Below are 22,358 nucleotides of genomic sequence, written 5' to 3' on the forward strand. Positions count from 1 at the left end.
ACGATGAACTCCGCAGCTGTGGACGGCTCCAGCACAACGGGGCAGGACGCGGGACGCCGCTCGGAAACCGTGCTGCGGTTCCGTGATTTCAGTGTCCGGTACGGCTCGGCGCCGGCCAGTGTCCGTGGGATCGACCTGACGGTCAGGAGCGGGGAGATCGTCGGCCTGATCGGCGAGAGCGGGAGCGGCAAGACCTCGGTGGCGATGGCCTGCCTGGGACTGCTGCCGAAGCAGGCACGTGTGTCCGCCGAACGGTTCGAGGTGTGCGGCACCGACCTGGCGGACGCGGACGACAAGGCGCTCACACGATTGCGTGGCGGTGAGGTCGCGATGGTCTTCCAGGACGCCATGGGAGCGCTGGACCCGAGCATGCGCGTCGGTCGGCAGATCGGGGAGGTGGTTGGGCGGCATCGAAATCTGAAGGGCGAGGAGCGGCAGCAGGCCGTCCTGGAGCTGTTGCGCCGGGTGCGTGTGCCGGAACCGGAGCGCAGGGCACGCCAGTATCCGCATCAGCTCTCCGGTGGGCTGCGGCAGCGGGTGGCGATGGCGCTCGCGCTGGCGGGCGAGCCACGGCTGCTGCTCGCTGACGAACCGACCACGGCCCTGGACGTGACCGTCCAGGCGGAGATCCTGCGGCTGCTGCGGACGATCCGTGACGAGTTCGGTGTCGCGATCCTGCTGATCTCGCATGACATCGGTGTGATCGCGCAGACCGCGGACCGGGTGGCGGTCATGCGGGACGGCGAGATCGTCGAGACCGGCACCGCCGAGGAGGTGCTCGTGAGCCCGGACTCGGAGTACACGAAAATGCTCCTCGGTTCGGTGCCCACCGTGGGCAGGCGCATCCGGCCCGAGCCGACCGATCCGCCGCACGGCAAGGCCGATCCGGTGCACGGCAGGGCCGATCCGGACAGCTCCGTGCTCTTTGCCGTGGACGGGCTGAGCCGCAGTTTCCGCTCGGGTGGCCATGCCGTGCACGCGCTCCGCGATGTCTCCCTGCGGGTCGGCAGAGGGGAAGTACTGGGTGTCGTCGGTGAGTCCGGTTCGGGCAAGAGCACCCTCGCCAAGATGCTGGTCCGGCTGGACCGGCCCACTTCGGGCCGGTTGGAGATGGACGGAGCCGACTACGGCAAGCTGCGGGGCAAGCGGCTGAGAGCCTTCCGGCGTGCCGTGCAGATGGTGTTCCAGCATCCGGCGGGTTCGCTCAACCCGAAACTAAGGGTGGCGTCTTCGGTGCGCGAGCCGCTGGCCGCCGGCGGCGTGAGCGGAGATACGGCACGGCAGCGGATCGACGAAGTGCTGGCGGAGGTCGGTCTGCCGCCCGAGGCCGCGAACCGGCTGCCGCACGAATTCTCCGGCGGCCAGAAGCAGCGCATCGCCATCGCACGTGCCATCGCCGCCCGGCCCGAGGTCGTGGTCCTCGACGAACCCACCTCGGCGCTCGACGTCTCCGTGCAGGCCCAGGTACTCGATCTGCTGCTCAGAATCCAGCGGGCGGAGGCGTTGACCTACGTCTTCATCTCCCATGATCTCGCGGTGGTCCAAGCCGTCTCCGATCGGGTCGTGGTGATGTTCGCGGGGCGCGTCGTGGAGGTCGCCGAGGCGCAGACCCTGTTCGCGTCGCCGGCGCACTGGTACACCAGGGCGCTGCTCGAAGCCGTACCGTCGCCCGATCCACGTGCTCGGCCCGAAGCGGTGCCGGCGGACCCATCGGAGGAAAAACCACGCGAACAGCGGGCGGCGGAAACCCGGGGATGTCCCTTCGCCCCCCGATGCCCCAAGGCCGAAGCCCGTTGCCGCGCGGAAGCACCGGAACTGGTCTCGGTCCGGTCGGGGCATGCGGTGGCCTGTCACTTCCCCGCCACAGAGGAGATAGGCGCATGACGAACCTGGCCACCCTGGATGCCGTGGCCCAGGCGGAGCTGATCCGGTGCGGCGAGGCATCACCCAGAGAGCTGGTCGAGGCCGCCATCGAACGGATCGAGGCGACCGATCCGCAGATCAACGCCATCACTCACCGAAGGTACGACCAGGCTCTCGACGAGGCCGGGCGGATCCGCGGCGACGCCCCCTTCGCGGGAGTGCCCCTGCTGGTGAAGGCGCTCAACGACAGCGAGGGCGACCCCGCGAACTTCGCAAGCGCCTGGGTGGCCGGGCACCGCCGTACCGCCCGGGAGGACGCCGTCATCGTCCGGCGTCTCAAGGAGGCCGGCTTCCTCGTGGTCGGCCAGACCTCGGCGCCGGAATTCGGCCTCGCCTCGGTCAGCGAGAGCAAAGTCCACGGGGTCACCCGGAATCCCTGGCACACCGGTTTGACTCCCGGCGGCTCGTCGGGGGGCGCGTCGGCGTCGGTCGCCGCGGGCATGGTGCCCGTGGCCCAGGGGGGCGATGGCGGCGGTTCGATCCGCATGCCGGCCGCGTTCTGCCACCTGATAGGCCTGAAGCCGAGCGTGGGGCGCATCAGCGCGGGCCCGGGCCGGACCAATCGCTGGGGGCACAGTGTCCCGGCAGTGGTCACTCGGACCGTACGCGACACCGCGGTGGTACTCGACACGGTGAGCGGTCGCGCACCAGGAGACCAGGGCGGCCCCGCCCCCCTTCCGCCAGGCGGCTTGGCCGCGATGGTCGGCCGTGATCCCGGGCGGCTCCGGATCGGTGTCCTCGCCCACGCGCCCGACCACGCCCCCCAGGTCGTGGCTCCGGTGCGGGACGCCGTACTGGAGACCGCTGGGACATTCGAGCGGCTCGGACACGAGGTCGAATACGCCCATCCGGAGCTGATGCTGGATCCGATGTGCCTGAAGGCGTTCTTCGACGCGCTCAGCGTCACCGCGGTCCAGACCCTTGACGCATTGATCGCGGAGCTGGGTGAGCGGCCCGGTCCCGACGACCTCGACGCCGTCACCCGGTTCTGGGTGCGGCGCGGACGGGAGATCACGGGACTGGAGCTGGCCGACGCCTTCGTCTGGCAGGGGCGGCTGCGCGCTGCCATGGCGCAATGGTGGCAGGAGTTCGACCTGCTGTTGAGCCCGGTGTTCGCCACGCCGCCGAAGCCGGTGGGCTGGCCATGGCGGGAAGCCGACGGCCTGCAGAAGTCGGTGGATGTGCTCACCTTCACCGCGCCGTTCAACACCACCGGGCAGCCCGCGATCGCGGTGCCCGCGTCGCTGACCGAGTCCGGCGAGCCCATCGGCATCCAACTGGCGGCGGGTTATGGACGCGAAGACCTGCTGGTCTGCGTGGCGGCACAGCTGGAGACGGAACGTCCCTGGGCGTCGCTCCACCCGCCGGTCTTCGCGGGTGAGGCGAGACACGGCGACTGAAGACACCCGCGAAGAACTGCTTCAGGAGGCGCACTCGCGCCCCGGAGCAGACAACGAGACATCCAACGCACCGGACTGGACGTCCGGATCCCCCTTGGGACAGGAGTACGCCATGACCGAGGACCGCACAGGTCGATCGCCGGACCCGATCGTGTTCACCGGCGCCCGGGTCATCGACGGAACCGGGGCCGCCCCGGTCAAGTCGGTTGCCGTGATGGTGCAGGACGGCAGGTTCACCTATGTCGGGCCGGAGAGCTCAAGGCCGCGGATCGACGCCGCGACGGTCATCGATCTCGGTGGACGCACGCTGCTGCCGGGGTTCTTCGACTGCCATCTGCATTTCCTCATGGACAGCAACGCCGATTTCACGGGAAGGCTGCTGACCAATCGTCCGATCGTCACCGTTTTCCAGCGCGCGCAGCGTATGCGCGAGACGTTGCATGCCGGGATCACGACGGCGCGAGACCTCGGCGGTATCGAGGCCGGCTACCGGGACGCGGTGGCCCAGGGCCTGATCGAGGGGCCCCGGTTGCATGTCGCGTTGCGGTTGATGAGCCACACCGGTGGACACGCCGACTTCCGCACGCCGAGCGGCTACGACCCGTCGGCCCTGCTTGAGCCGTTCAGTGAACTGGCCGACGATCCCACCCAGGTCCGGTTGGCGACGAGGAAGCTGCTCCGCGACGGCGCCGATGTCATCAAGATCTGCGCGACCGGTGGCGTCAACAGCCCGAACGACCAGCCCGAGGACGAGGGCCTGACCACCGAGGAGATCTCGGTGGTCGTGGACGAGACACGCCGCCATCGCGGTCGGCCGGTCGCCGCGCACGCACAGGGCGCGCAAGGCATCAAGAACGCCCTGCGCGGCGGGGTGACCAGCATCGAGCACGGCTATCTCATCGACGACGAAGGCATCGACCTGATGCTGGAGAACGACGCATTCCTGGTTCCCACCCTGTCGACTTTCCACGGCGACCAGGGACGCTTCACGGCCGCGGCCTACGAGAAGAAGATGCGCATGGCCGACGCTGCCATGGAGCGCTTGAGCGAAGCGGTTCGACGCGGGGTGAAGGTGGCACTCGGCACTGATGCCGGTGCCGGTCCCCATGCCCAGAACCTCCGCGAACTCGGCCATCTGACGAAGCTGGGGCTGACGCCACTGGAGGCCATCCGCGCCGGGACACTGAACGCCGCCCAACTGCTGGGACTGGATCAGACACTCGGCACCGTCCAAGAGGGAAAGACCGCCGATCTCGTCGTGTGCGACGGCGATCCGGTCGCCGACATCGATGTGCTCGGCGACCCCGCGAACGTGGTGCTGGTGATGCAGGAAGGCCGCATCGCCAAACACGCCCTGCCCGAAGCCGTCCGGTAGGTGCTCATCCAGATGCTCGTCCAGGCCGGGTGGCCATGGCGCCCCGCTCTCCCACGCAAGGCACTGGGAGGGCGGGGCGGGCCAGGATGCGGCTCGTCAGTCGCCGTCCACACTGGACAGAGCTTCGCTGACCAAGCGGGTGGCGAAGTCCTGGTCATCGGTGAGGCGGTTGATGTGCTCCGCGAGCAGGAAGGCGGTCGCTTCCAGGGGAGTCAGCTCGGCCTCGGTCCAGTACCCGTACTGTTGGCGCCACAGGCTGGGGCTCAGACCGGTGCCCGCAGCGATCACCAGACCGGCCATGGTGGGGATGACCTCGGGAGGGACACTCCTGGGCATCAAGCGCATCGTGGCCACGAAGCTGGGAACCACGTACTCGATGACATCCTTGTCATGGGCCTCGTATGCCGCCCGCAGCCACTTCATGAACATGAAAACGAGCGTGCACGCACCGTCCAGCACGTCATCGACCCCCCTGGGACCCAAGGACGCGGCGAACTGACCGATCAGCGCCTGCTGTTCAGCATCGGTCCCGGTCCTCCCGTCGTAGACGGCCTTCAGCCGGGAGTCGATCATCATGAGCGCTGCACTCACATCGCCGGCGGGGGCATACCGGGGATCACACGGCGACGACACAGAACTCCTCCTCAACTGACAACCGACCACGGTGATAACGCGGCATATCCGTAACAGTAGACCCCCGTTGAGACAGAAGTCCGGCAAATCCCGCACACCACCCGCGCCACAAACAGCATCCTGCGCCGAACACCTCAAGCGGCACCTGCTGCATGAGGCTTGACAGACATGTCACCGGCCACAAGCGAGCGGCCAACGCTTCGCGACCGCGGTCTCCTTCGGCTGTCGATGCCTCATCAGCCCTTCTCCACTGAGAAGGTGGTGCAGTTGTCCGACGTGGTGCCGTCAGCGTCAGTGACGGCTCCCGTGATCTTCTGCGGTGACTTCCCGGCGACAACCGCCGACAGGCCGGTCATGTCGTAGCCCTCCGGCTGTTCGAGCCAGTGATCGCCATAGAGCCTCATTCGCGTGCCGTGGTAAGTCCCCCGCATGGCGAAGGATCCTCGGGCCACGTCGGGATCGGAGGCGATCGGGTAGAAGGCGAAGGTGGCGGTGAGGTCGCCGTCGTCCTGGGAAATGGTGAGGGTCAGACCGGTCTGCCCTTGGGCGCAGTAGTAGCTGCCGCGCCACTCACCGACAACGGGCGACGGGGCCTCTGTCACCTGCCCGGTCGGTTCGTTCGTCCCCGGATCGGTCGAGTGGTCCGTCGCCTGCTCGGTCGGACGCGCCGAAGTTCTGCCGGGGTCGGCTCCAGAAGACGTCGAACGGTCTCCGGCATTGGCGGCAATGGCCACCGCCGTGACCGCTGCGATCCCGGCGATGGTGACCCACAGCAGGGCCCTGAAACCCCCGCCGTGACGTCTCGTACGGGCCACGTCGGGCTGCGGCACCGTGTACGCAGGAGAGGGGACCGGGCCGGGATGGGCGGGCACCGCCTGCGGCGGGGGTATGGGCACACCGCGATCGGCCGCTGCCTGGGTCGGCTCGGCATGCGGATCGGGCGCCGGACGAGAATCCACCTCGGTGACGACGGGGGTGGCTGGGACCGCGGTCCGCCTTCTCACGGCCTCGGCGTCCTCCTCCCCGTCCAGGTTGAGCAGATGCTCGGCCTTGCGGGCGATCGCGGAGGCGACCGGAGCCGGCAGCCAATCGGCCCCGTCGTCGCGGCGGGCGGCTCCCGCCCGGGCTCGCAGCGCCGTCGGGGAAGGTCTGTGCTCCGGGGACTTGGCCAGGCATTCCCGCACGATGGCGGCGAACGCGTCCGGCAAACCGGTCAGGTTGGGTTCGTGATGCACGATCCGGTACAGCGACTCCGGGCCGGAACCGCCACCGAACGGGTCCCGCCCGGTCGCCGCGTATGCGAGCACCGCGCCGAGTGAGAACACGTCGCTGGCCGCAGTCGCTTCCCGCCCTTCGGCCTGCTCCGGCGACATGTACCCGGGCGAACCCACCACGAGTCCGGCCCCGGTCAGAGCCGCCCCGTCGGCGGCCCTCGCGATGCCGAAGTCGATCAGCAGCGGCCGGTCCAGGGACAACAAGACGTTCGAGGGCTTCAGATCTCGGTGCACGAGCCCGCTTGCGTGCACCACCTCCAACGCCTCGGTCAGCCCGGACAGGAGTCGCCACAATGACGCCTCGGGCAGCGGCCCGTGTCGGTGCACAGCCTCGGCGAGCGACGGACCAGGTATGTAGGCGGAGGCCAGCCACGGAACAACGGCATCAGGATCGGCGGCCACCACCGGCGCGGTGCCCGTCCCCGAAACGGCCTGCGATGCTCGCACCTCCCGGGCGAACCGCTCGCGGAAGCCCGGCGCTCCGACCAGCCCGGCATGCACCAACTTCACGGCCACCGTTCGGCCACCAGGCGAGCGCCCGAGATACACCTGTCCCATCCCGCCCTCGCCCAGGCGCATCAGCAGTCGATACGGCCCGACCTGCCTCGGATCGTCGCCGGTCAACGGCTCCACCCAACACCCCCTAAAAGCACGGCACTTGACCCAACCCACTATCGTGCCACGCCGGGCGGCGAACGATTCGGCAGACGCGTACGTCCCGGCCGGGCCGTCAGTTCGCTGAGGGGCCCAGCAGGTCCCAGGGCGAGGGTGATCCGGGGTCCTGGGGCGGGCGCTTGCCGCCGACCTTGCCGTCGGGGTGCTGGTTGATCCAGGACAGGCCGCCGAGGTCGAGCTGGTGGCGGGCGCGGGTCACGGCGACGTAGGCGAGGCGGGCCTCCGCGTCGTCGATGTCGCCGGGCAGCGGGTCGCCGTTCTGGTCGGTGGCTTCCTGATCGACGGGTTCGGTGAAGTCCTCGCCGATGCGGACGGAGGCCCATTCACGACCCTTGGCCTTGTGGGCGGTGGAGACGACGATCTCGGCGCCCTGCTCGACGGCGAGCCTGTCCACTGCGCTGAGGATGACGTCGACGCCGTGTTCGTCGACGAGATCGACCAGCGGCAGCAGATCCCGGCCGGAGGGGTCGTACTCGGCGTACTCCTGGAGTTCGCCCCAGGACTCGAAGAGGATCAGTTCGGGGTGGGTGCTGCGTTTGCCTGCCTTCAGGTCGCGGGCGGCCCTCGCGAGGGCCCGCAGGGACTCTCCGCCGCCGACCAGGGCGACCCTGCGGCCTTCGTCGAGCAGGCGCATGACTTCGAGCATCGCGCCGACGTTGGAACGGCACAGGATCGCGTCCGGCCGCTCGACGCGTTCCAGACGGGTGTTGATCGCGGCCGTGCCGGCCAGGCGGATCGGGGCGTCCACGATGCCCAGCCACCGGTTGGCCTCCTCGGCGAGCGCGGGGCCGAAGCGGAACGACTGGGACAGCGCGAGTTCGGTGCCCTCGAAGCCGCTCATCACATCGCGCGCTCCGCGCCAGCCGTAGATCGCCTGGGCGGAGTCGCCGACCATCACCAACTGGGTATGGTCCCGCTGGTCGTTGAAGACCTTCTCGACCACGGGGTTGGTGTCCTGTGCCTCGTCCAGGAGCAGGAAGTCCGCGTCGATGCGCGGCTGGGTGAGGGCCCAGTGCTTGAGGTAGTGGTCGTGGTCGAAGCGCACGACGCCCTCCTCGGGGTTCTGCAGGTCCTTCCATGCCCGGTCCGCGTACGGCAGGACGAGGTCGACGAGCTGGGCGTGGAGGTGTTCGTCCTCTATGCCGCGCAGACGCGGGACGTGGTAGCGCTGGATGGCGGGATCCGCCGACTGGCAGAAGCGGGTGACGGTCCGCAGCACGGTGTAGGACAGAGCCTTGTTGGTGACATTGCGCTCGCCGATCCGCACGCGCATGTTGATGCGGATGCCCAGGGCCGCGCCGGTCTTCCACCCCGGGACGCGGGGCGCGTCCATCCGGCTCTTGAAGCGGTGCCCGACCGCGGCGTACGCGAGCGCGTGCATCGTCTTGCACAGCACGTTGCCGGGGAACTTACGGGATGCCTCGGTGGCGATGGCCTTGTTGAAGGCGATGTACCGGCCCCGTTTGCCGGTGCTGGCGGCAATCATCGACAGGGTGGTCGTCTTGCCGGTTCCGGCGCCGGCCTGCAGGACCAGGTGATCCCCGCGCCGGAAAGTGTCGATGGCGTCGCTCTGCTCGGCGGTGGGTGCGGGCATGATGCTCCTCAAAAAAAGGGGGTGCTGCTTCGTAGCGCAATCGCAAGGTGACACACAGAGAGAGCCCGTGTCCGCCGATCACCGGATCCACGCCCGCTACACCGGGGCGGACCGGACGCAGCCCGGTTCACGGCGGTGGCCGGTTGCCAACTCTCGCGCTGGCTGCGCTCGAAGGACACGGCCTGGGGCCGTGCTTGGAGTACGGATAGCCCCGCGACCGACCGCTCCACCGTCAATACGCCGAACCGCTGCCGTCGGCGACGGTGCCCGTAGCTGACATCGTCGCGTGCGGACCGAGACGGCCTTCAGCCCGCCACGGTGGTCACCGCCGGGCTCTGCATGGCGGTGGTGCGGAGCACCGCCACCGTTCGAGCCACCCTCGGCAACCCGACGAGGTCTGAGGAACATCCGCGTCAGAACGCGCACTGAGCCTCCTCCTGGCTGATCGGCGCTTTGACCAGGCGTGTTCGGGCGGTGAAACCGCGGTGTCGGTCCCATGTCGGGGCTGTCGGCTCGATGTCGGCGGCTTGTCGGCGGAGGGCTGGAGCCTTCCTGGAGATCCTGCCGGATGCCCATCCGGCAGGCGTGCGACAGGCAAGGATCACCATGACCACTGACATCACGATCGTCGGAGCCGGACTCGGCGGACTGACGCTCGCCCGTGTCCTGCACCTCCACGGCATCCCGGCCACGGTCTACGAGGCGGATGCCTCACCGACAGATCGTTCGCAAGGCGGGATGCTCGACATCCACGACTACAACGGCCAACTCGCCGTGCAGGCCGCGGGTCTGATGGACGAGTTCCGCGGCATCATCCTGGAGGGCCGCCAGGCGATGCGGGTCCTCGACCGGGACGGGACCGTCATGCTTGACCAGGCCGACGACGGCACAGGAGGACGCCCCGAGGTGCAGCGCGGGGAACTGCGACAGATCCTGCTGGACTCGCTCCCGCCCGACACCGTCCGGTGGGGCCACAAGGTCAGCAGTGCCCGTGGCCTCGACGAGGGCCGCCACGAGGTGACCTTCGCCGACGGCACCACCGCCGTCACGAGGCTGCTCGTCGGTGCGGACGGCGCGTGGTCACGCATCCGACCACTGCTTTCCACCGCGACCCCCGAATACACCGGCACGTCGTTCGTCGAAACCTATCTGTTCGACGCTGACACACGGCACCCTGCTGCCGCGAAGGCTGTCGGTGGCGGATCGCTGTTCGCGGCAGAGTCGGGTGAGAGGCAGATCACAGCTCACCGGGAGAAGGACGGGACCCTCCACGCCTACGTGATGCTGTCCAAGCCGCTGGACTGGTTTGCCGGTATCGACTTCGCCGATGCCGCTGCGGCCACCGCGGGGATTGCGCAGGAGTTCGCCGGCTGGGCGCCGGAACTCACCGCCCTGATGACCGACAGCGACACCGCGCCGGTCCTGCGCCCCCACTACACGCTGCCGGTCGGGCACCGGTGGGATCGGGTGCCGGGGGTGACCCTGGTCGGCGACGCCGCCCACCTCATACCCCCGAACGGCGAAGGCGCCAACCTGGCCATGCTGGACGGCGCTGAACTCGGTGAGGCCCTCGCCGCGTACCCCGACGACGTCGAGGCAGCGCTGGCCGAGTACGAGCAAGCGCTGTTCCCTCGCAGTGCCGCAGTCGGCGAAGCCGAAGCCGAAGCCCCGGACAACCCCTCACTCGAGGAACTGATCACCTTCTTCACCCGGGACGAGCAGACCCCATGAGCCGTCGGCCGAGGTCACCACGGTGACTGTCCCCTCTTGCTCAAATGTTGATGATCGAGGGAGCCCTGGAGGCTCCACACAATGGACCTGCTGCTCCGTCAGTTGGGGCCGCGGTGTGGGAACCGAGTCGTCCGAAGCCGCGTCCTGATGGTGGGCAAGTAGGGATCAGATGCCTTGAAGTGGGCGACTGCCATGACCGGTGACGGCGCGAGCGGAGGAGGACGTTCATGGAGGTGCGCCCGAGTCGGCGTGGGGTTCTTGCCGGGGTCACCGCGACGGCTCTCACCGTCGTTCTCCCCGCAGGGGGAACGGCCTTCGCCCAGGGCGCGGGCCGCGAGGAGATCGGCGCGGGCCGCGAGGAGATCACCGGGCCCCTGCGCACTCTTGAACGCGCGCATTCCGCACGGCTCGGGGTCTTCGCCCAGCACCTGGCCACTGGCAGGACAGTGCTGTACCGGGCGAGGGACCTGTTCCCGATGTGCTCGACGTTCAAGACGATCGCTGTGGCAGCGGTGCTGAGGGACCTCGACCGTGACGGCACGTTCCTCGGCAAGCTGATCCGCTACACCGACAAGGATGTCACCGAGTCCGGCCACGCGCCGATCACAGGACTGCCGGACAACCTCGCGGACGGCATGACCGTCGCCGACCTCTGCGCGGCCGCCATCGGCTACAGCGACAACACGGCGGCGAACCTGCTGCTGCGTGAGCTCGGCGGCCCGAGCGCGGTCACCCGCTTCTGCCGTTCCATCGGCGACAGTGTGACGCGGCTGGACCGGTGGGAGCCCGATCTGAACTCGGCAGAGCCAGGGAGGGTGACCGACACCTCGAGCCCGCTCGCCCTCGGTCGGACCTACAGTCGGCTCACCCTCGGGAAGGCCCTCGAAGAGGCGGACCGGGACCGGTTGACCCAATGGCTGCTGTCCAACACGACCAGCGGAAATCGCTTCCGCGCCGGGCTGCCCAAAGACTGGACGGTCGCGGACAAGACCGGCACCGGCGACTACGGCACCACCAACGACGTGGGCATCACATGGCCGCCGGGCCAGGGCCCGATCGTGCTGGCGGTCCTGTCCACGAAGCACGACTCCACAGCACCGGCAGACGAGTCGCTGGTCGCCGATACAGCCGCGCTTGTGGCGGCAACGCTCACCTGACTCCCGAACGCACGGGAGCATGATGGCGCCCCTCACGCACCCCGACCCCGACACCGACTACCGGCACCGGTCGGTGGAACCGAGCCAGGCTCCCGTCGCCTAGGATTGAAGAGTTCTTCAATTCGCTAGTTGCCCTGTCGACCAGGTTCTAGAGGAGGTGGTCCCGGGTGGGCGGGTTCGCTGAGGCCGTACGGGAGCGGGTGCGCGAGGCGCGTGCCGCACTGTCGCAGGCACTGGAGGCCGAGGACGCCTACGAGGTGGCCGTCGCGCAGGACGAGCTGGACGACGCGCTGCGTGTGGCGCGTCTGCACGGCATCGACGTCGGCGCGGACCTGGCGGCGGACGAGGGGTGATCGGGATGCCGGTTCCGCTGTACGAGGCGAAGGCCGAGTTCTTCCGGATGCTCGGTCATCCGGTGCGCATCCGGGTGCTGGAGCTCTTGCAGGACGGCCCGAAGCCGGTACGCGACCTGCTCGCGGCGATCGAGGTCGAGCCGTCCAACCTGTCGCAACAGCTGGCGGTGCTGCGCCGCTCCGGCATCGTCACCGCCACCCGCACCGGGTCCACGGTGGTCTACGAACTGGCCGGCGGGGATGTCGCGGAGCTGCTGGCCGCGGCCCGGCGGATCCTGTCCGTGCTGCTGGCCGGACGCCAGGACCTGCTCGCCGAGTTGCGCCGAACGGAGCCGCCACGGTGAGCGGCGACGCCCGCCGGTTCCGGCTGCGGCGGGCGGTCCAGGTTCCACAAGGGGCCCACCGGACCCGATCCCGGCTCCGGTCGGCCCTGGCGCATCGCCCCCACTCCTGGAGATGATCAAGTGTGCTCGTGGGCGGTCTCCGCTCCCCCGGACGGCCGTCCACGGCATGACGAACGGCTGGTCCGGTCCGGCATCTCAAGGGCCGCCCCACCGCCGTAGGCCCGGGCGGTGTCTGCCCACGCTACGGCGACGCCCGTATGCTGAAGCGTCCTTCGGCGGGCGTCCCGTTCAGTCGACACAGGGCACCGACCGCGGCTGACCGGTGCCGGCGGCGCGGCGCGAGAGCCGGTTCAGACCTTCTTGACCACGCTGGACTTGAGCTGCATGGCACCGAACCCGTCGATCCTGCAATCGATGTCGTGGCCGTCCGCCCCGTCGACGAGGCGGATGTTGCGCACCTTGGTGCCCGCCTTGATCCCCGTCGGGCTGCCCTTGACCTTCAGCGTCCTGACCACCGTCACGGTGTCGCCGTCGGCGAGCACATTGCCGACCGCGTCCTTGACGACCTTGTCCCCGCCCGTGTCGGCCGGTGAGTCGGACGGCGACCACTCATGGCCGCATTCCGGGCAGACGAGGAGCGCGCCCATCTCGTACGTGTACGAGCCGGAGCATTCAGGGCAAGGGGGAAGTGCTTCACTCATGGGACCAGTGTCTTTCACTCGGTGAGTCGATACGTATGTCGTGCGGGTGGGTGTGGGGGTTGGGTGTCAGGTGGGCCAGCCGTCCGTGCGCCACTCCTGCTGCCCCTCCGCCAAGACCGACGGTCCTCGGCCATGGGCCGCGAGGGCGGCCGTCAGGTTGCAGTGGACGGGGATGTCCGGGCAGTCGCCGGCCGGGACGAGGGAGCCGTCGGCTGGGATTGCGGCCAACTCCAGGCTGCGGCCCGCTACTGCGAGGCGGCGCGCCGCCTCGGTGATGGCCAGCTGACCATCGGCGGACCAACTGCGCAGCTCGGTCAGGTCGAGGACGACCGGTCCGGTGCCGCGGGCGACGACCCAGCCGATCGCGCCGCGGAAACGGTGTACCGCGTCCGGGCCGAGGTAACCGGCGACGGAGAGGATGCCGAGGTGCTGCTCGGTCGTGTAGCGCCAGTCGATGGTCATGACAGTGAGTGAACTTCCTTGTGCGGGTTACCCGTTGGGGGTCTGCTCTCCGGTCAGAGAGGGAGGGTGATCCAGATGCTCTTGCCCCTGCCGTCGGCATCGCCCCGGACGACGGCGGTGCCGCCCAGGCCCAGGGTGAGCTCCATGACGGTGCCGAGACCTCCGGCTCCCGTTCCGGTGCCGGGCGCGTACAACGACGGCTGGTAGGGGTGACGGTCGTGGACGGCGAAGGCCAGGCAGTCCGCGCCGGCCGCGTAGAACACCGTGACCTGCGGAGAGAGCGCGGCGGCATGCCGGACGCTGTTGGTGACCAGTTCGCTCAGGATCAACAGCGCCGGATCCACGGTGGGGTGACGCAGGCCGATCCCCCACTCGATCAGGGTCCGTTCGGCGGTCTGGCGGGCCACCCGGACCGCCGCCGGCTCGCTCGGCAGGGTGAGCACATGCCGGTGGGGCAGCGCCTCAAGCTGCGTGGACATCAGCCTTCCGTCCCACGGGCGAGGCGGAACCCGGTGACCGTCTGGGGGTGGATGCGCAGGACCGAGTCATGCGGGCCGTGTGTCCAGCCGGTGAGCGTACGCCGGTAGTGGCCGACCTCGTGCGGGTCGGTGATCACGTCGGCGGGACCGGCCGCGCTCACCGTCCAGCCGGTGCCGATCGCGGCATGGACCTCGTCCACGTGGTAAGTCACCGTCGCCTGCACCGCGGCTGCCTGCACGGGGGTGCGCACGATCAGACGGCCGTACTCCCACACATGCCGGGCGGGCCTTACGACGGTCAACTCCCGCTGGACGAACACCAGCCGGCCCAGGCTGCTGCCCTCCAGCAGCCACAGCGCCTCCGCGCCAGAGATCTCGATCATGCGCAGGGGGGCGGGAGCGGTGCTCATCAGGCGGGTTCCTCGCTGACGTCTGTCGTCTTCGGGCTCGTCTGCCGCTTGGGCACGGTGGGCAGGACGCCGGCCATCTCCAGGTGATCGCGGGCGCCCCGGATCGCCTCCGGGGTGGTGGCGTACTCCCGGCCGTCCGAGCGGAGAAGGTCGAGTGCGCCCACCGAGTCGAGGACCTGACGCTGGCCGGGCCGGATGCCGGACGTCATGACGGCGATGCCGCGCCGGTTCAGCTTCTCCACCGCGTCCTTCAGCACGAGAGCGCCGGTGGCGTCCATCGTCGACACCCGGGACATGCGCAGGATGACGACGCGGACGTCGGAGATCTCGGTCAGCTCCAGCAGGAAGCGGTGAGCGGCGGCGAAGAAGAGCGGGCCGTCGATGCGGTAGGCGACGATGTGCTCGGCGAGCAGGGTGTGCTCCTCTGCACTGTGGTCTCCGTGGTCGAGGGGCACCTGGTCGAAGCGGGCCTGCTTGGCCACGGCGCGCAGGGCGAGGGCGCCCGCCACGATCAGGCCGATGATCACGGCGTACACGAGGTCCAGGGCCAGGGTCGCGGCCGCGGTCAGGACGAGGATCAACGCGTCCGAGCGGGTGGCCTTGGCCATGGCGCGCAGCGAGCCGACCTCGACCATGCGGATCGCGGTGGCCAGCAGCACACCCGCGAGGGCGGCGAGCGGGATCCTCGACACCAGGGGCGCGGCCGCGAACACGATCACGGCGAGGACCGCGGCGTGGGTGAGCGCGGCCAGGCGGGACCCTGCTCCTGTGCGGACGTTGACCGCGGTGCGGGCGATCGCTCCGGTCGCCGGGACGCCTCCGAAGAGCGGGGCGGCGATATTGGCCAGGCCCTGGCCGAACAGCTCACGGTCCGGGTCGTGCTTCTGCCCGACCGTCATACCGTCGGCGACGGAGGCCGACAGCAGGGACTCCAGGGCGGCGAGTGCCGCCACGGCCACCGCCGGGGCGAGCAAGGTGCCCAGCGAGCCGAGGTCGAGGAACGACAGCGAGGGGGCGGGCAGCCCGGAGGGGAGGTCGCCGATCGGCTTGGCCGCGTCCAGGTCGGCAGCCTGCGCGACGATCGTCGCGGCGATCACGGCGAGGATGGAGAAGGGGATGGCCGGTCGCCATCGCGCACCGGTCAGCATGACCGCGGCCACTGCCACGGCGAACCCGACGGCGGTCCAGTTCGGGGCCTTGGCGAACTCCTCGAACGCCCGCCAGGTGACAACGAGGACGCGGTCGCCCTCGGGCTTCGGCACGCCGAGCGCGTTCGGAACCTGCTGGAGCCCGATCACACAGGCGATGCCGAGGGTGAAGCCCTCGACGACCGGGGCAGGCACGTACTGCATGTATTTCCCGGCCCGCAGCGCGGCCAGCGCCACGAGCATGAGGCCGGCCATCAGCCCGACGGTCAGCACACCGGCCGGCCCGTACTGGCCGACGATCGGGACGAGCACCACCGTCATGGCTCCGGTCGGCCCGGACACCTGCAGATTCGAACCGCCGAACACCGCGGCCAGCGCGCCCGCGATCACGGCGGTCGCCAGGCCCGCCTCGGCGCCGAGGCCGGAGGAGACTCCGAAGCCGAGCGCGAGGGGCAGTGCGACGATCGCGACGGTCAGACCGGCCAGCAGATCCCGCCGGGGGTCGCGCTGCACCTCCGCGAGGTCGCTGCGACCGGGCAGGAGGGAAGTGATCCGGGCCCGAACCCCACCGAGGGAAGTGATCCGGGCCCGGGCCCCACTGAGTGAGGTGCTCATCGCGCGGCGACCTCGGCTTCCCGCAGCTCGGCCAGCAGCTCGTTCCGCCCGGCGAGCATCTCGGTCAGGATCCGGCGCGCGGCCTTCATCAGGTCCGCGACGTCCCCACCCGCGAGTTCGTAGACGACCGCCTGGCCCTCGCGCGTCGAGGCGACGATCCCGGAGCGGCGCAACACCGCCAGCTGCTGCGACAGGCTGGAGGGCTCCACCTCGATCGCGGCGAGCAACTCCCGTACGGGCATGGGCCCGTCCTGTAGCAGCTCCAGCACCCGTATCCGTACGGGATGCCCCAGCATCCGGAAGAACTCGGCCTTGGCCTGGTACAGCGGAACGGACACGACCCCTCGGTTTCCCTGGCAGACCCCACCCTCGCGGGGCGGACACGACAGACGTCCAACACGGATGTGCTGCGCCCGCGGCTACCGGGTCAGGACGGACGGGCGCACCAACCACAGCATGTAACCAATTGCAAAATTTCGCAATTCCGATATCCGTTTTGCTGCGATTCGCACATATATGCGCTGATGCCCTACCAGGCCGCCGCAGTCACAGCCGACAGGTCAGCCGGTGGCGGAGGCAGGCTGGGACGCGGAGATCTCGTTCACCCGCCCCAGCGCGCGGGTGAACGAGGTACCCGTCGTCTTCATCGGCAGCCGGGGCCGCCCGGCGGCGCCTTGGCGCCCGTGGTGTGCAGACGCGCCGACCAGAGATGATGGGGTGTGTCCGACTACATCCTCTGCTGACGGAGGACGGTCCTGGCGCTGAGCACCTCGGCCATGGACTCCTCCCGCCACCGCCTCAGCAGGTCGTGGAAGGCGACCGCGCCGCGGGGGTAGGCGATCGGACCGTTCGGCCGGCCGCGGCCTTCGGCGTTGTAGTAGCCGGGGGTGCATTCGGCGTGGAACCACTCGTGGTCGGGGGCGCCGTCGGCCAGGGTGGCGATCCAGGCGTCCTCGGCCCCGCGGGAGGGTTCGATCAAGGCTTCCGCGGTCTCGGCGGCGACGACGAGTGCCGCGGCGTGGACGGCGTGCTCGTCCAGCACATGTGTGTAGTTGACGCTGGCGGCGCCCTGCGTACCACCCAGCTGGATGAGGTTCGGGAAGCCGTTGCTGGTGAAACCGTGCAGCGTGCGGGGTCCCTGCTCCCGCCACGCGTCCTGCAACTGGACGCCCTGTCGGCCTCGCACGGGCAGCCGACCCGAGTGGACACCGGAGACACCGACGGAGAAGCCGGTGGCGAAGACGAGGCAGTCGAGCGCGTACTCGGTGTCCCCGACGACGACCCCGTGTTCGGTCAACCGCTCGATGCCGTGGGTGTCCGCGGTGTCGACCAGGGTGACGTTGTCGCGGTTGAACGCCTGGAGGTACAGGTCGGAGAAGGTCGGGCGCTTACAGGCGTACCGGTACCAGGGCTTGAGCTTCTCCGCGGTTTCCGGGTCCGTGACGATCTCCTCGACGCGGGCGCGGACCTCGTTCATCTTGGCGGCGTCCGCGGCCTCGTAGGCCGCTTCGAAGGCCGCTCGGTCGCCTTGCCGGCGGAAGCTCGGCAGGAGCTTCTCCAGGAGGCCCGCCGACCCGGTCCACTGGTCCGCCACGAGGTCGTCGTCGGCGGTCTCGCCCGAGACGATCCGCAGGAAGTTGTCGCGTCGTTCGCTCGCCCAGCCCGGGCGTTCGGCGCCGACGTCCTGCGCGGTGGTGCGGCGGTTGGCGCGCACGTCCACGGTGGAGGGGGTGCGCTGGAAGACATAGAGGTGCTCGGCGTCCTCGGCCAGTTTCGGGACGACCTGGATGCCGGTGGCGCCGGTGCCGACCACACCCACGCGTTTGTCCGCGAGGCCCGTGAGGCCGCCGTCCGGGGTGCCGCCCGTGTAGCCGTAGTCCCAGCGTGACGTGTGGAAGGTGTGCCCCTTGAAGTTCTCGATGCCGGGGATGCCGGGGAGCTTCAGCTCGGACAGGGTGCCGGTGGCCGTGATGACGTACGTGGCCCGGAACTTGTCGCCCCGGTCGGTCGTGACGATCCATGCCTCGGAGGTGTCGTCCCAGGTCAAGGATGTGACGGACGTGGAGAACAGGGCGTCGGCGTAGAGGTCGAACTTCTCCGCGATCCGCACCGCGTGGCGACGGATCTCCTCACCGGGCGCGTACTTCCACTCCGGGACGTATCCGGTCTCGTCGAGCAGCGGCAGATATACGTGCGACTCGACGTCACAGTGGATGCCGGGGTATCGGTTCCAGTACCAGGTCCCCCCGAAGTCACCGCCCGTCTCGATGACACGGACGCGCTCCACGCCCCGCTGGCGCAGCCGCGCCCCCGCGAGGATGCCGCCGAATCCGCCACCGACGACCGCGACGTCCACCGTGTCGCGCACCGGCCCGCGCTCGGCCACCTCACCGACGTACGGATCGGTGGCGTACCAGCCGAACTCGGCGTCGGCGCGGAGATACTGCCGGGCACCGTCGGGCCGTACTCGTCGCTCCCGTTCGCTCCGATAACGCTCCCGCAGGTCGGCGAGTGCCTCGGTCGACAGCTCTTGCGAATGTGCCATGTGGGGGACCTTGTTCCTTCCGGTTCACTGCGATGAAGCCACCTCGCCCATGAAGTGGCCGAGAAATCATGGGACTTGAGCAGCCGTGCACTACGGTAACAAGGACCGGACAGCACTGTCCGGTTGGTACGGAGGTTGCTTCCGCATACCTCGGACAGGAAGTGTGATTGACATGCGACGATTCTCGATCCGCCCCTTCGCCGGGCTCACCGCGGTCGGTGTGCTGGCCCTCACCGGGTGCGGAACGCAAACCGGTGGACCCGCCGCGGACACGGCGGCCGGCGCCGGCGCCGGCGGGGACCGCATCATCCGTGCGCAGAAGGTGATGCGGGTGACGCAGACGCACCAGCAGACCGGGATGACGTTGCTGGAGGGACCGACCTTCGACGAGGACGGCAAGCTGCTTGTCGTCGATGTCACCGCTCCCGCCGGGGAACCGAAGCTGCTGCGCGTGGACGTCCGGAAGAAGACCTCGAAGAAGGTCCACACCGACGACCGCGGCACCTACACCTCGGCCCAGTTCAGCCCCTACGACGGACGCGTCTATCTGACCGACTTCTCCCACGGTGACATCGTGAGTCTGGCCCCGGACGGAAGTGACGTGCGGACCTTCTTCTCCGGCGAGGTCGACGGCGCGCGGATGAACCCCGACGACCTCGCCTTCGACCAGGACGGCAATCTGTACGTCAGCGACTCACGCGGCATGACCGAGGGCGAGGCGAAGGGCCGCGTCGTACGGATCGACCGCGACGGGAAGGGCGCCACCGTCCTGGCGGACGGCCTGTCCGCGCCGAACGGCATCTCCTTCGACGCGGACTACCGCGGGCTGTGGTTCAGCGAGCTGACGCAGAACCGCATCTCCTACCTCCTCCTCGACGGCGAGGGCCGGGTCGCGTCCCGGCACACCGCCATCCGGGTCGACGGCGGGATCGCGGAGACCGACTCGATCGCCGTGGACGCGGACGGCAACCTCTACCAGGGCCTGTCCGGCCGGCCCGCGATGGTGGTGTACAGCAAGTATGGTGAGCGCCTGGCGACCGTGGAGGTTCCCGCCCGCGCCGCCGAAGGGCTCGAAATGGCGACCAACGTGGCCATCACACCCGGCGGCACAAAGGCGTACATGACCGTCAGCGGACCCGACGGGGGCTACGTGTACTCGTTCGACGCGCTGGCCGAGGGGACCCGCCAGTCCAACGGCGGCTGAGGCCCCGCCGCCGCTCACCCCGCGAAGGGTCGCACCGGTCCCACCGCGACACCGAGCAGCCGCCAGGCCGCAAGGGCCCGGCCTTCCCGCTGCTCGCGGGTGGGGCCGGTGACGGCACCGGAGACCATGCTGATGGCGATCATGAGATCATCGGGCGCCGCGGCGAGCGGATGCCCGCCCGGCAGATGTCTGCGCAGGGCTCGCTCGACCCGCTGGGACAAGGTCAGGGCATAGGCGGGGGTGCCGGAGTGGCTGCTCACCTCATCGGCGTGCAGGATACCGACGAAAGCGATCGAGTCCGTCTGGTGCCAGGTCAGGACGCCGAGGACCTGGGCGATGTCCGTGCCGTGCGCTGCCGCCGCCTGCTCGATCTGCCGGACGTTCTCCTCCAGTACGGCGAGCGCCAGCGTGGCCCGGTCGGGGAAATGCCGGTACAGCACACCCTGGCCGACACCGGCCCGGCGCGCGATCGCGGACAGCGGAGTGTCCAGCCCGTGCTCCGCGTAGATCTCCCGGGCAGCGGCGATGAGAGCGGCCCGGTTGCGCGCGGCCGCCTTCGGCCCGTCGTTCGCCGGCCGTCGCTCGTCAGGGAGGGGTCGCCGTGTCACAGCGTGAGGATATCGGCCCGGATCAGGCACGGTTCAGGTATCTCTCCCAATGCGGCCGGAGCACACCGCTGCGATCACACCGCCGTCGACCGGCAGGTCGTTGCCGTGCCGGTCGACAATGCCGCGCCTCAGTCGGCGACCGGGTCGGCCGACCGAGAAGCGGCTGCCGCGGTCTTCTCCGGCAGGTCGAGACTGCTGCGCAGCCGAACCGGTCGCAGCAGGACCGCCGCGACGACGGCGAGGACGGCCGCGGCGGCCGAGAGCGCGAACACCTGCGCCGTCGCGTCTCCGTACGCGATCCGAACGATCTCCCGCACCGCGGGGGACTGCGCGGTGTTGTCCACGGAGTCGGCCCCGCCGGCCAGCCTGGTGGAGGCGAGGCCCTCGGCGATCTCGTCGTGGACGTGGCGGGCCAGTACGGCGCCGAGGACCGAGACACCTATCGTGCCGCCGAGGGAGCGGAAGAAGGACACCGTGGAACTGGCCGCGCCGACGTCCTTCAGCTGAACGGTGTTCTGCACCACGAGCACAAGGTTCTGCAGGGTCATACCGACACCCATCCCGACGCACAGCATCGACGCGCTCAGGAAGAGCATGGGCGTCCGGAAGTCGATGGTCCCCAGGCCGGCGCATCCGGCGGTGAGGAGGACGGCGCCGGTGATGACGAACGGCTTGACCTTCCCTGTTCGGCTGATCAGCCGGCCGGCGACCGTGGAGGCGATCAGGATGCCGGCCATCATCGGAATCGTCAGCAGGCCCGCCTCCGTCGGGGTGTGCCCGCGGCTGAGCTGGAAGTACTGGCTGAGGAAGACCGACGCGCCGAACATGGCCGTGCCGACGGCGAGGCTGCCGACGATCGCCAACGCGGTCGTGCGCTGCCTGACGATGGCGAGCGGGACCATGGGCTCGGCGGCGCGCGACTCCACCCACACGGCCAGGAGGATCAGTGCCAGTCCGCCACCCACCATGGCGGCGGACTGCCAAGAGCCCCACGCGAAGGAGTTGTCCACGAACGACACCCAGATGAGCAGCACGCTGACGCCCGCGGCGATCAGGGTGGCCCCGAGATAGTCGATCTTCACGTTCTCCCGTCGGATGACGGCGAGGTTCAGCGTCCGCTGGAGCAGCAGGAGCGCGACGACGGCGACCGGTACTCCGATGAGGAAACACCACCGCCAGCCGAGCCAGGAGGTGTCGACGATGACGCCGCCGAGCAGCGGCCCGCCGATGGTGGACGTCGCCGTAACGCTGCTGAGGTAACCGCTGTAACGCCCGCGCTCCCGGGGCGGGATCATGGCCGCGAGCGCGATCTGGACGAGAGCCTGCACCCCTCCCACCCCGATGCCCTGCAAGGCGCGCGCCGCAATGAGTTGACCGGCCGTCTGGCTGATCCCGGAGGCCAGGGCGCCCAGCATGAAGACGGCTATCGCCGTCTGCACGAGGGCCTTCTTGCTGACGAGATCGGCGAGCTTGCCCCAGATCGGAGTCGTCACCGTCGTGGTGAGCAGCGTCGCAGTGACCACCCACGTGTACTGAGTCTGCGATCCGTGCACGGCTCCGATGATCTTCGGTAACGCGCTCGACACCACCGTGCTGCTGAAGGTCGAGACGAACAGCGCGAGCAGCAGCCCGCTGAGCGCCTTCAGCACTTGTCGGCGGGACTCGGGCGATGCGTCCGTGGGACTCGACTTGTTCACAGCGGTGCTCATCAGAGGGGGCTCCCGGCC

General features: G+C 69.5%; 20 protein-coding genes. 8 read left to right on the top strand and 12 right to left on the bottom strand.

What is annotated here, in order from left to right; genetic code table 11:
* Positions 1 to 3 precede the first annotated feature (3 nt).
* From ACWEKM_RS00795 to ACWEKM_RS00805, 3 genes are all read left to right on the top strand, one after another.
* On the top strand, positions 4 to 1,884 hold the full coding sequence (locus ACWEKM_RS00795; RefSeq protein ID WP_451618967.1) for a dipeptide ABC transporter ATP-binding protein: 1,881 nt from the start codon (positions 4 to 6) through the stop codon (positions 1,882 to 1,884).
* Positions 1,881 to 3,323, top strand: a complete 1,443-nt coding sequence (locus tag ACWEKM_RS00800) for an amidase (RefSeq protein WP_451618968.1) — start codon at positions 1,881 to 1,883, stop codon at positions 3,321 to 3,323. Before ACWEKM_RS00795 ends, ACWEKM_RS00800 begins: the two co-directional genes overlap by 4 nt.
* A gap of 112 nt (positions 3,324 to 3,435) precedes the next feature.
* Positions 3,436 to 4,698 (top strand): amidohydrolase family protein, encoded by a 1,263-nt coding sequence (locus ACWEKM_RS00805; protein WP_451618969.1) that lies wholly within the window; start codon positions 3,436 to 3,438, stop codon positions 4,696 to 4,698.
* A 96-nt stretch (positions 4,699 to 4,794) separates the two neighbouring features.
* On the opposite strand, the gene ACWEKM_RS00810 is transcribed toward ACWEKM_RS00805, so the two are convergent.
* The 3 genes from ACWEKM_RS00810 to ACWEKM_RS00820 all read right to left on the bottom strand — a co-directional run bounded on the left by ACWEKM_RS00810 (position 4,795) and on the right by ACWEKM_RS00820 (position 8,874).
* Positions 4,795 to 5,331, bottom strand: a complete 537-nt coding sequence (locus tag ACWEKM_RS00810; protein ID WP_451618970.1) for a hypothetical protein — start codon at positions 5,329 to 5,331, stop codon at positions 4,795 to 4,797.
* A 236-nt stretch (positions 5,332 to 5,567) separates the two neighbouring features.
* On the bottom strand, positions 5,568 to 7,238 hold the full coding sequence (locus ACWEKM_RS00815) for a protein kinase domain-containing protein (RefSeq protein ID WP_451618971.1): 1,671 nt from the start codon (positions 7,236 to 7,238) through the stop codon (positions 5,568 to 5,570).
* Between the two features lie 97 nt (positions 7,239 to 7,335).
* Positions 7,336 to 8,874, bottom strand: coding sequence for a UvrD-helicase domain-containing protein (locus ACWEKM_RS00820; RefSeq protein WP_451618972.1), 1,539 nt, complete (start codon positions 8,872 to 8,874; stop codon positions 7,336 to 7,338).
* Between the two features lie 606 nt (positions 8,875 to 9,480).
* Here ACWEKM_RS00820 and ACWEKM_RS00825 point away from each other — a divergent pair.
* From ACWEKM_RS00825 to ACWEKM_RS00840, 4 genes are all read left to right on the top strand, one after another.
* On the top strand, positions 9,481 to 10,605 hold the full coding sequence (locus ACWEKM_RS00825) for an FAD-dependent oxidoreductase (RefSeq protein WP_451618973.1): 1,125 nt from the start codon (positions 9,481 to 9,483) through the stop codon (positions 10,603 to 10,605).
* Positions 10,606 to 10,832: 227 nt separating this feature from the next.
* Positions 10,833 to 11,762 (top strand): class A beta-lactamase, encoded by a 930-nt coding sequence (gene bla, locus ACWEKM_RS00830; protein WP_451618974.1) that lies wholly within the window; start codon positions 10,833 to 10,835, stop codon positions 11,760 to 11,762.
* Positions 11,763 to 11,929: 167 nt separating this feature from the next.
* Positions 11,930 to 12,115, top strand: coding sequence for a hypothetical protein (locus tag ACWEKM_RS00835; protein ID WP_451618975.1), 186 nt, complete (start codon positions 11,930 to 11,932; stop codon positions 12,113 to 12,115).
* Between the two features lie 5 nt (positions 12,116 to 12,120).
* Positions 12,121 to 12,459 carry an ArsR/SmtB family transcription factor gene (locus ACWEKM_RS00840; RefSeq protein WP_451618976.1) on the top strand — a complete coding sequence of 113 codons (339 nt, stop codon included), beginning with the start codon at positions 12,121 to 12,123 and terminating at the stop codon, positions 12,457 to 12,459.
* Positions 12,460 to 12,809: 350 nt separating this feature from the next.
* Here ACWEKM_RS00840 and ACWEKM_RS00845 read toward each other — a convergent pair whose 3' ends face one another.
* The 7 genes from ACWEKM_RS00845 to ACWEKM_RS00875 all read right to left on the bottom strand — a co-directional run bounded on the left by ACWEKM_RS00845 (position 12,810) and on the right by ACWEKM_RS00875 (position 18,819).
* Positions 12,810 to 13,160, bottom strand: a complete 351-nt coding sequence (locus tag ACWEKM_RS00845) for a zinc ribbon domain-containing protein YjdM (RefSeq protein ID WP_451618977.1) — start codon at positions 13,158 to 13,160, stop codon at positions 12,810 to 12,812.
* Between the two features lie 66 nt (positions 13,161 to 13,226).
* The gene (locus ACWEKM_RS00850) at positions 13,227 to 13,622 is read right to left on the bottom strand and encodes an STAS domain-containing protein (RefSeq protein ID WP_451618978.1); all 396 of its coding nucleotides are present in this window, start codon (positions 13,620 to 13,622) and stop codon (positions 13,227 to 13,229) included.
* A gap of 53 nt (positions 13,623 to 13,675) precedes the next feature.
* Complete coding sequence (locus ACWEKM_RS00855; RefSeq protein ID WP_451618979.1) at positions 13,676 to 14,101, bottom strand: ATP-binding protein; 426 nt, start codon at positions 14,099 to 14,101, stop codon at positions 13,676 to 13,678.
* Positions 14,101 to 14,511: a pyridoxamine 5'-phosphate oxidase family protein gene (locus tag ACWEKM_RS00860; RefSeq protein ID WP_451618980.1), complete on the bottom strand. Its 411-nt coding sequence runs from the start codon at positions 14,509 to 14,511 to the stop codon at positions 14,101 to 14,103. Before ACWEKM_RS00860 ends, ACWEKM_RS00855 begins: the two co-directional genes overlap by 1 nt.
* Positions 14,511 to 16,274 (bottom strand): SulP family inorganic anion transporter, encoded by a 1,764-nt coding sequence (locus ACWEKM_RS00865; RefSeq protein ID WP_451618981.1) that lies wholly within the window; start codon positions 16,272 to 16,274, stop codon positions 14,511 to 14,513. The genes ACWEKM_RS00860 and ACWEKM_RS00865 overlap by 1 nt, the downstream gene beginning before the upstream one ends.
* The gene (locus ACWEKM_RS00870; protein ID WP_451618982.1) at positions 16,271 to 16,612 is read right to left on the bottom strand and encodes an ArsR/SmtB family transcription factor; all 342 of its coding nucleotides are present in this window, start codon (positions 16,610 to 16,612) and stop codon (positions 16,271 to 16,273) included. Before ACWEKM_RS00870 ends, ACWEKM_RS00865 begins: the two co-directional genes overlap by 4 nt.
* A gap of 389 nt (positions 16,613 to 17,001) precedes the next feature.
* Complete coding sequence (locus ACWEKM_RS00875; RefSeq protein ID WP_451618983.1) at positions 17,002 to 18,819, bottom strand: flavin-containing monooxygenase; 1,818 nt, start codon at positions 18,817 to 18,819, stop codon at positions 17,002 to 17,004.
* Between the two features lie 172 nt (positions 18,820 to 18,991).
* Between ACWEKM_RS00875 and ACWEKM_RS00880 the strand changes: the two genes are divergently transcribed.
* Positions 18,992 to 20,023, top strand: coding sequence for an SMP-30/gluconolactonase/LRE family protein (locus ACWEKM_RS00880; RefSeq protein ID WP_451618984.1), 1,032 nt, complete (start codon positions 18,992 to 18,994; stop codon positions 20,021 to 20,023).
* 14 nt (positions 20,024 to 20,037) lie between these two features.
* Here ACWEKM_RS00880 and ACWEKM_RS00885 read toward each other — a convergent pair whose 3' ends face one another.
* Positions 20,038 to 20,631, bottom strand: coding sequence for a TetR family transcriptional regulator (locus ACWEKM_RS00885; protein ID WP_451618985.1), 594 nt, complete (start codon positions 20,629 to 20,631; stop codon positions 20,038 to 20,040).
* A 128-nt stretch (positions 20,632 to 20,759) separates the two neighbouring features.
* Positions 20,760 to 22,340: an MFS transporter gene (locus ACWEKM_RS00890; protein WP_451618986.1), complete on the bottom strand. Its 1,581-nt coding sequence runs from the start codon at positions 22,338 to 22,340 to the stop codon at positions 20,760 to 20,762.
* Positions 22,341 to 22,358: the final 18 nt, after the last annotated feature.

Source organism: Streptomyces sp. NPDC004752 (genome assembly GCF_053601275.1).

What these genes read in the sequence shown, in the direction of transcription:
- ACWEKM_RS00795 (WP_451618967.1), top strand. Translation starts at nt 4, where the DNA reads ATGAACTCCGCAGCTGTGGACGGCTCCAGCACAACGGGGCAGGACGCG.
- ACWEKM_RS00800 (WP_451618968.1), top strand. Translation starts at nt 1,881, where the DNA reads ATGACGAACCTGGCCACCCTGGATGCCGTGGCCCAGGCGGAGCTGATC.
- ACWEKM_RS00805 (WP_451618969.1), top strand. Translation starts at nt 3,436, where the DNA reads ATGACCGAGGACCGCACAGGTCGATCGCCGGACCCGATCGTGTTCACC.
- ACWEKM_RS00820 (WP_451618972.1), bottom strand. Translation starts at nt 8,874, where the DNA reads ATGCCCGCACCCACCGCCGAGCAGAGCGACGCCATCGACACTTTCCGG.
- ACWEKM_RS00825 (WP_451618973.1), top strand. Translation starts at nt 9,481, where the DNA reads ATGACCACTGACATCACGATCGTCGGAGCCGGACTCGGCGGACTGACG.
- bla (WP_451618974.1), top strand. Translation starts at nt 10,833, where the DNA reads ATGGAGGTGCGCCCGAGTCGGCGTGGGGTTCTTGCCGGGGTCACCGCG.
- ACWEKM_RS00840 (WP_451618976.1), top strand. Translation starts at nt 12,121, where the DNA reads ATGCCGGTTCCGCTGTACGAGGCGAAGGCCGAGTTCTTCCGGATGCTC.
- ACWEKM_RS00845 (WP_451618977.1), bottom strand. Translation starts at nt 13,160, where the DNA reads ATGAGTGAAGCACTTCCCCCTTGCCCTGAATGCTCCGGCTCGTACACG.
- ACWEKM_RS00850 (WP_451618978.1), bottom strand. Translation starts at nt 13,622, where the DNA reads ATGACCATCGACTGGCGCTACACGACCGAGCAGCACCTCGGCATCCTC.
- ACWEKM_RS00855 (WP_451618979.1), bottom strand. Translation starts at nt 14,101, where the DNA reads ATGTCCACGCAGCTTGAGGCGCTGCCCCACCGGCATGTGCTCACCCTG.
- ACWEKM_RS00860 (WP_451618980.1), bottom strand. Translation starts at nt 14,511, where the DNA reads ATGAGCACCGCTCCCGCCCCCCTGCGCATGATCGAGATCTCTGGCGCG.
- ACWEKM_RS00865 (WP_451618981.1), bottom strand. Translation starts at nt 16,274, where the DNA reads ATGAGCACCTCACTCAGTGGGGCCCGGGCCCGGATCACTTCCCTCGGT.
- ACWEKM_RS00875 (WP_451618983.1), bottom strand. Translation starts at nt 18,819, where the DNA reads ATGGCACATTCGCAAGAGCTGTCGACCGAGGCACTCGCCGACCTGCGG.
- ACWEKM_RS00880 (WP_451618984.1), top strand. Translation starts at nt 18,992, where the DNA reads ATGCGACGATTCTCGATCCGCCCCTTCGCCGGGCTCACCGCGGTCGGT.
- ACWEKM_RS00890 (WP_451618986.1), bottom strand. Translation starts at nt 22,340, where the DNA reads ATGAGCACCGCTGTGAACAAGTCGAGTCCCACGGACGCATCGCCCGAG.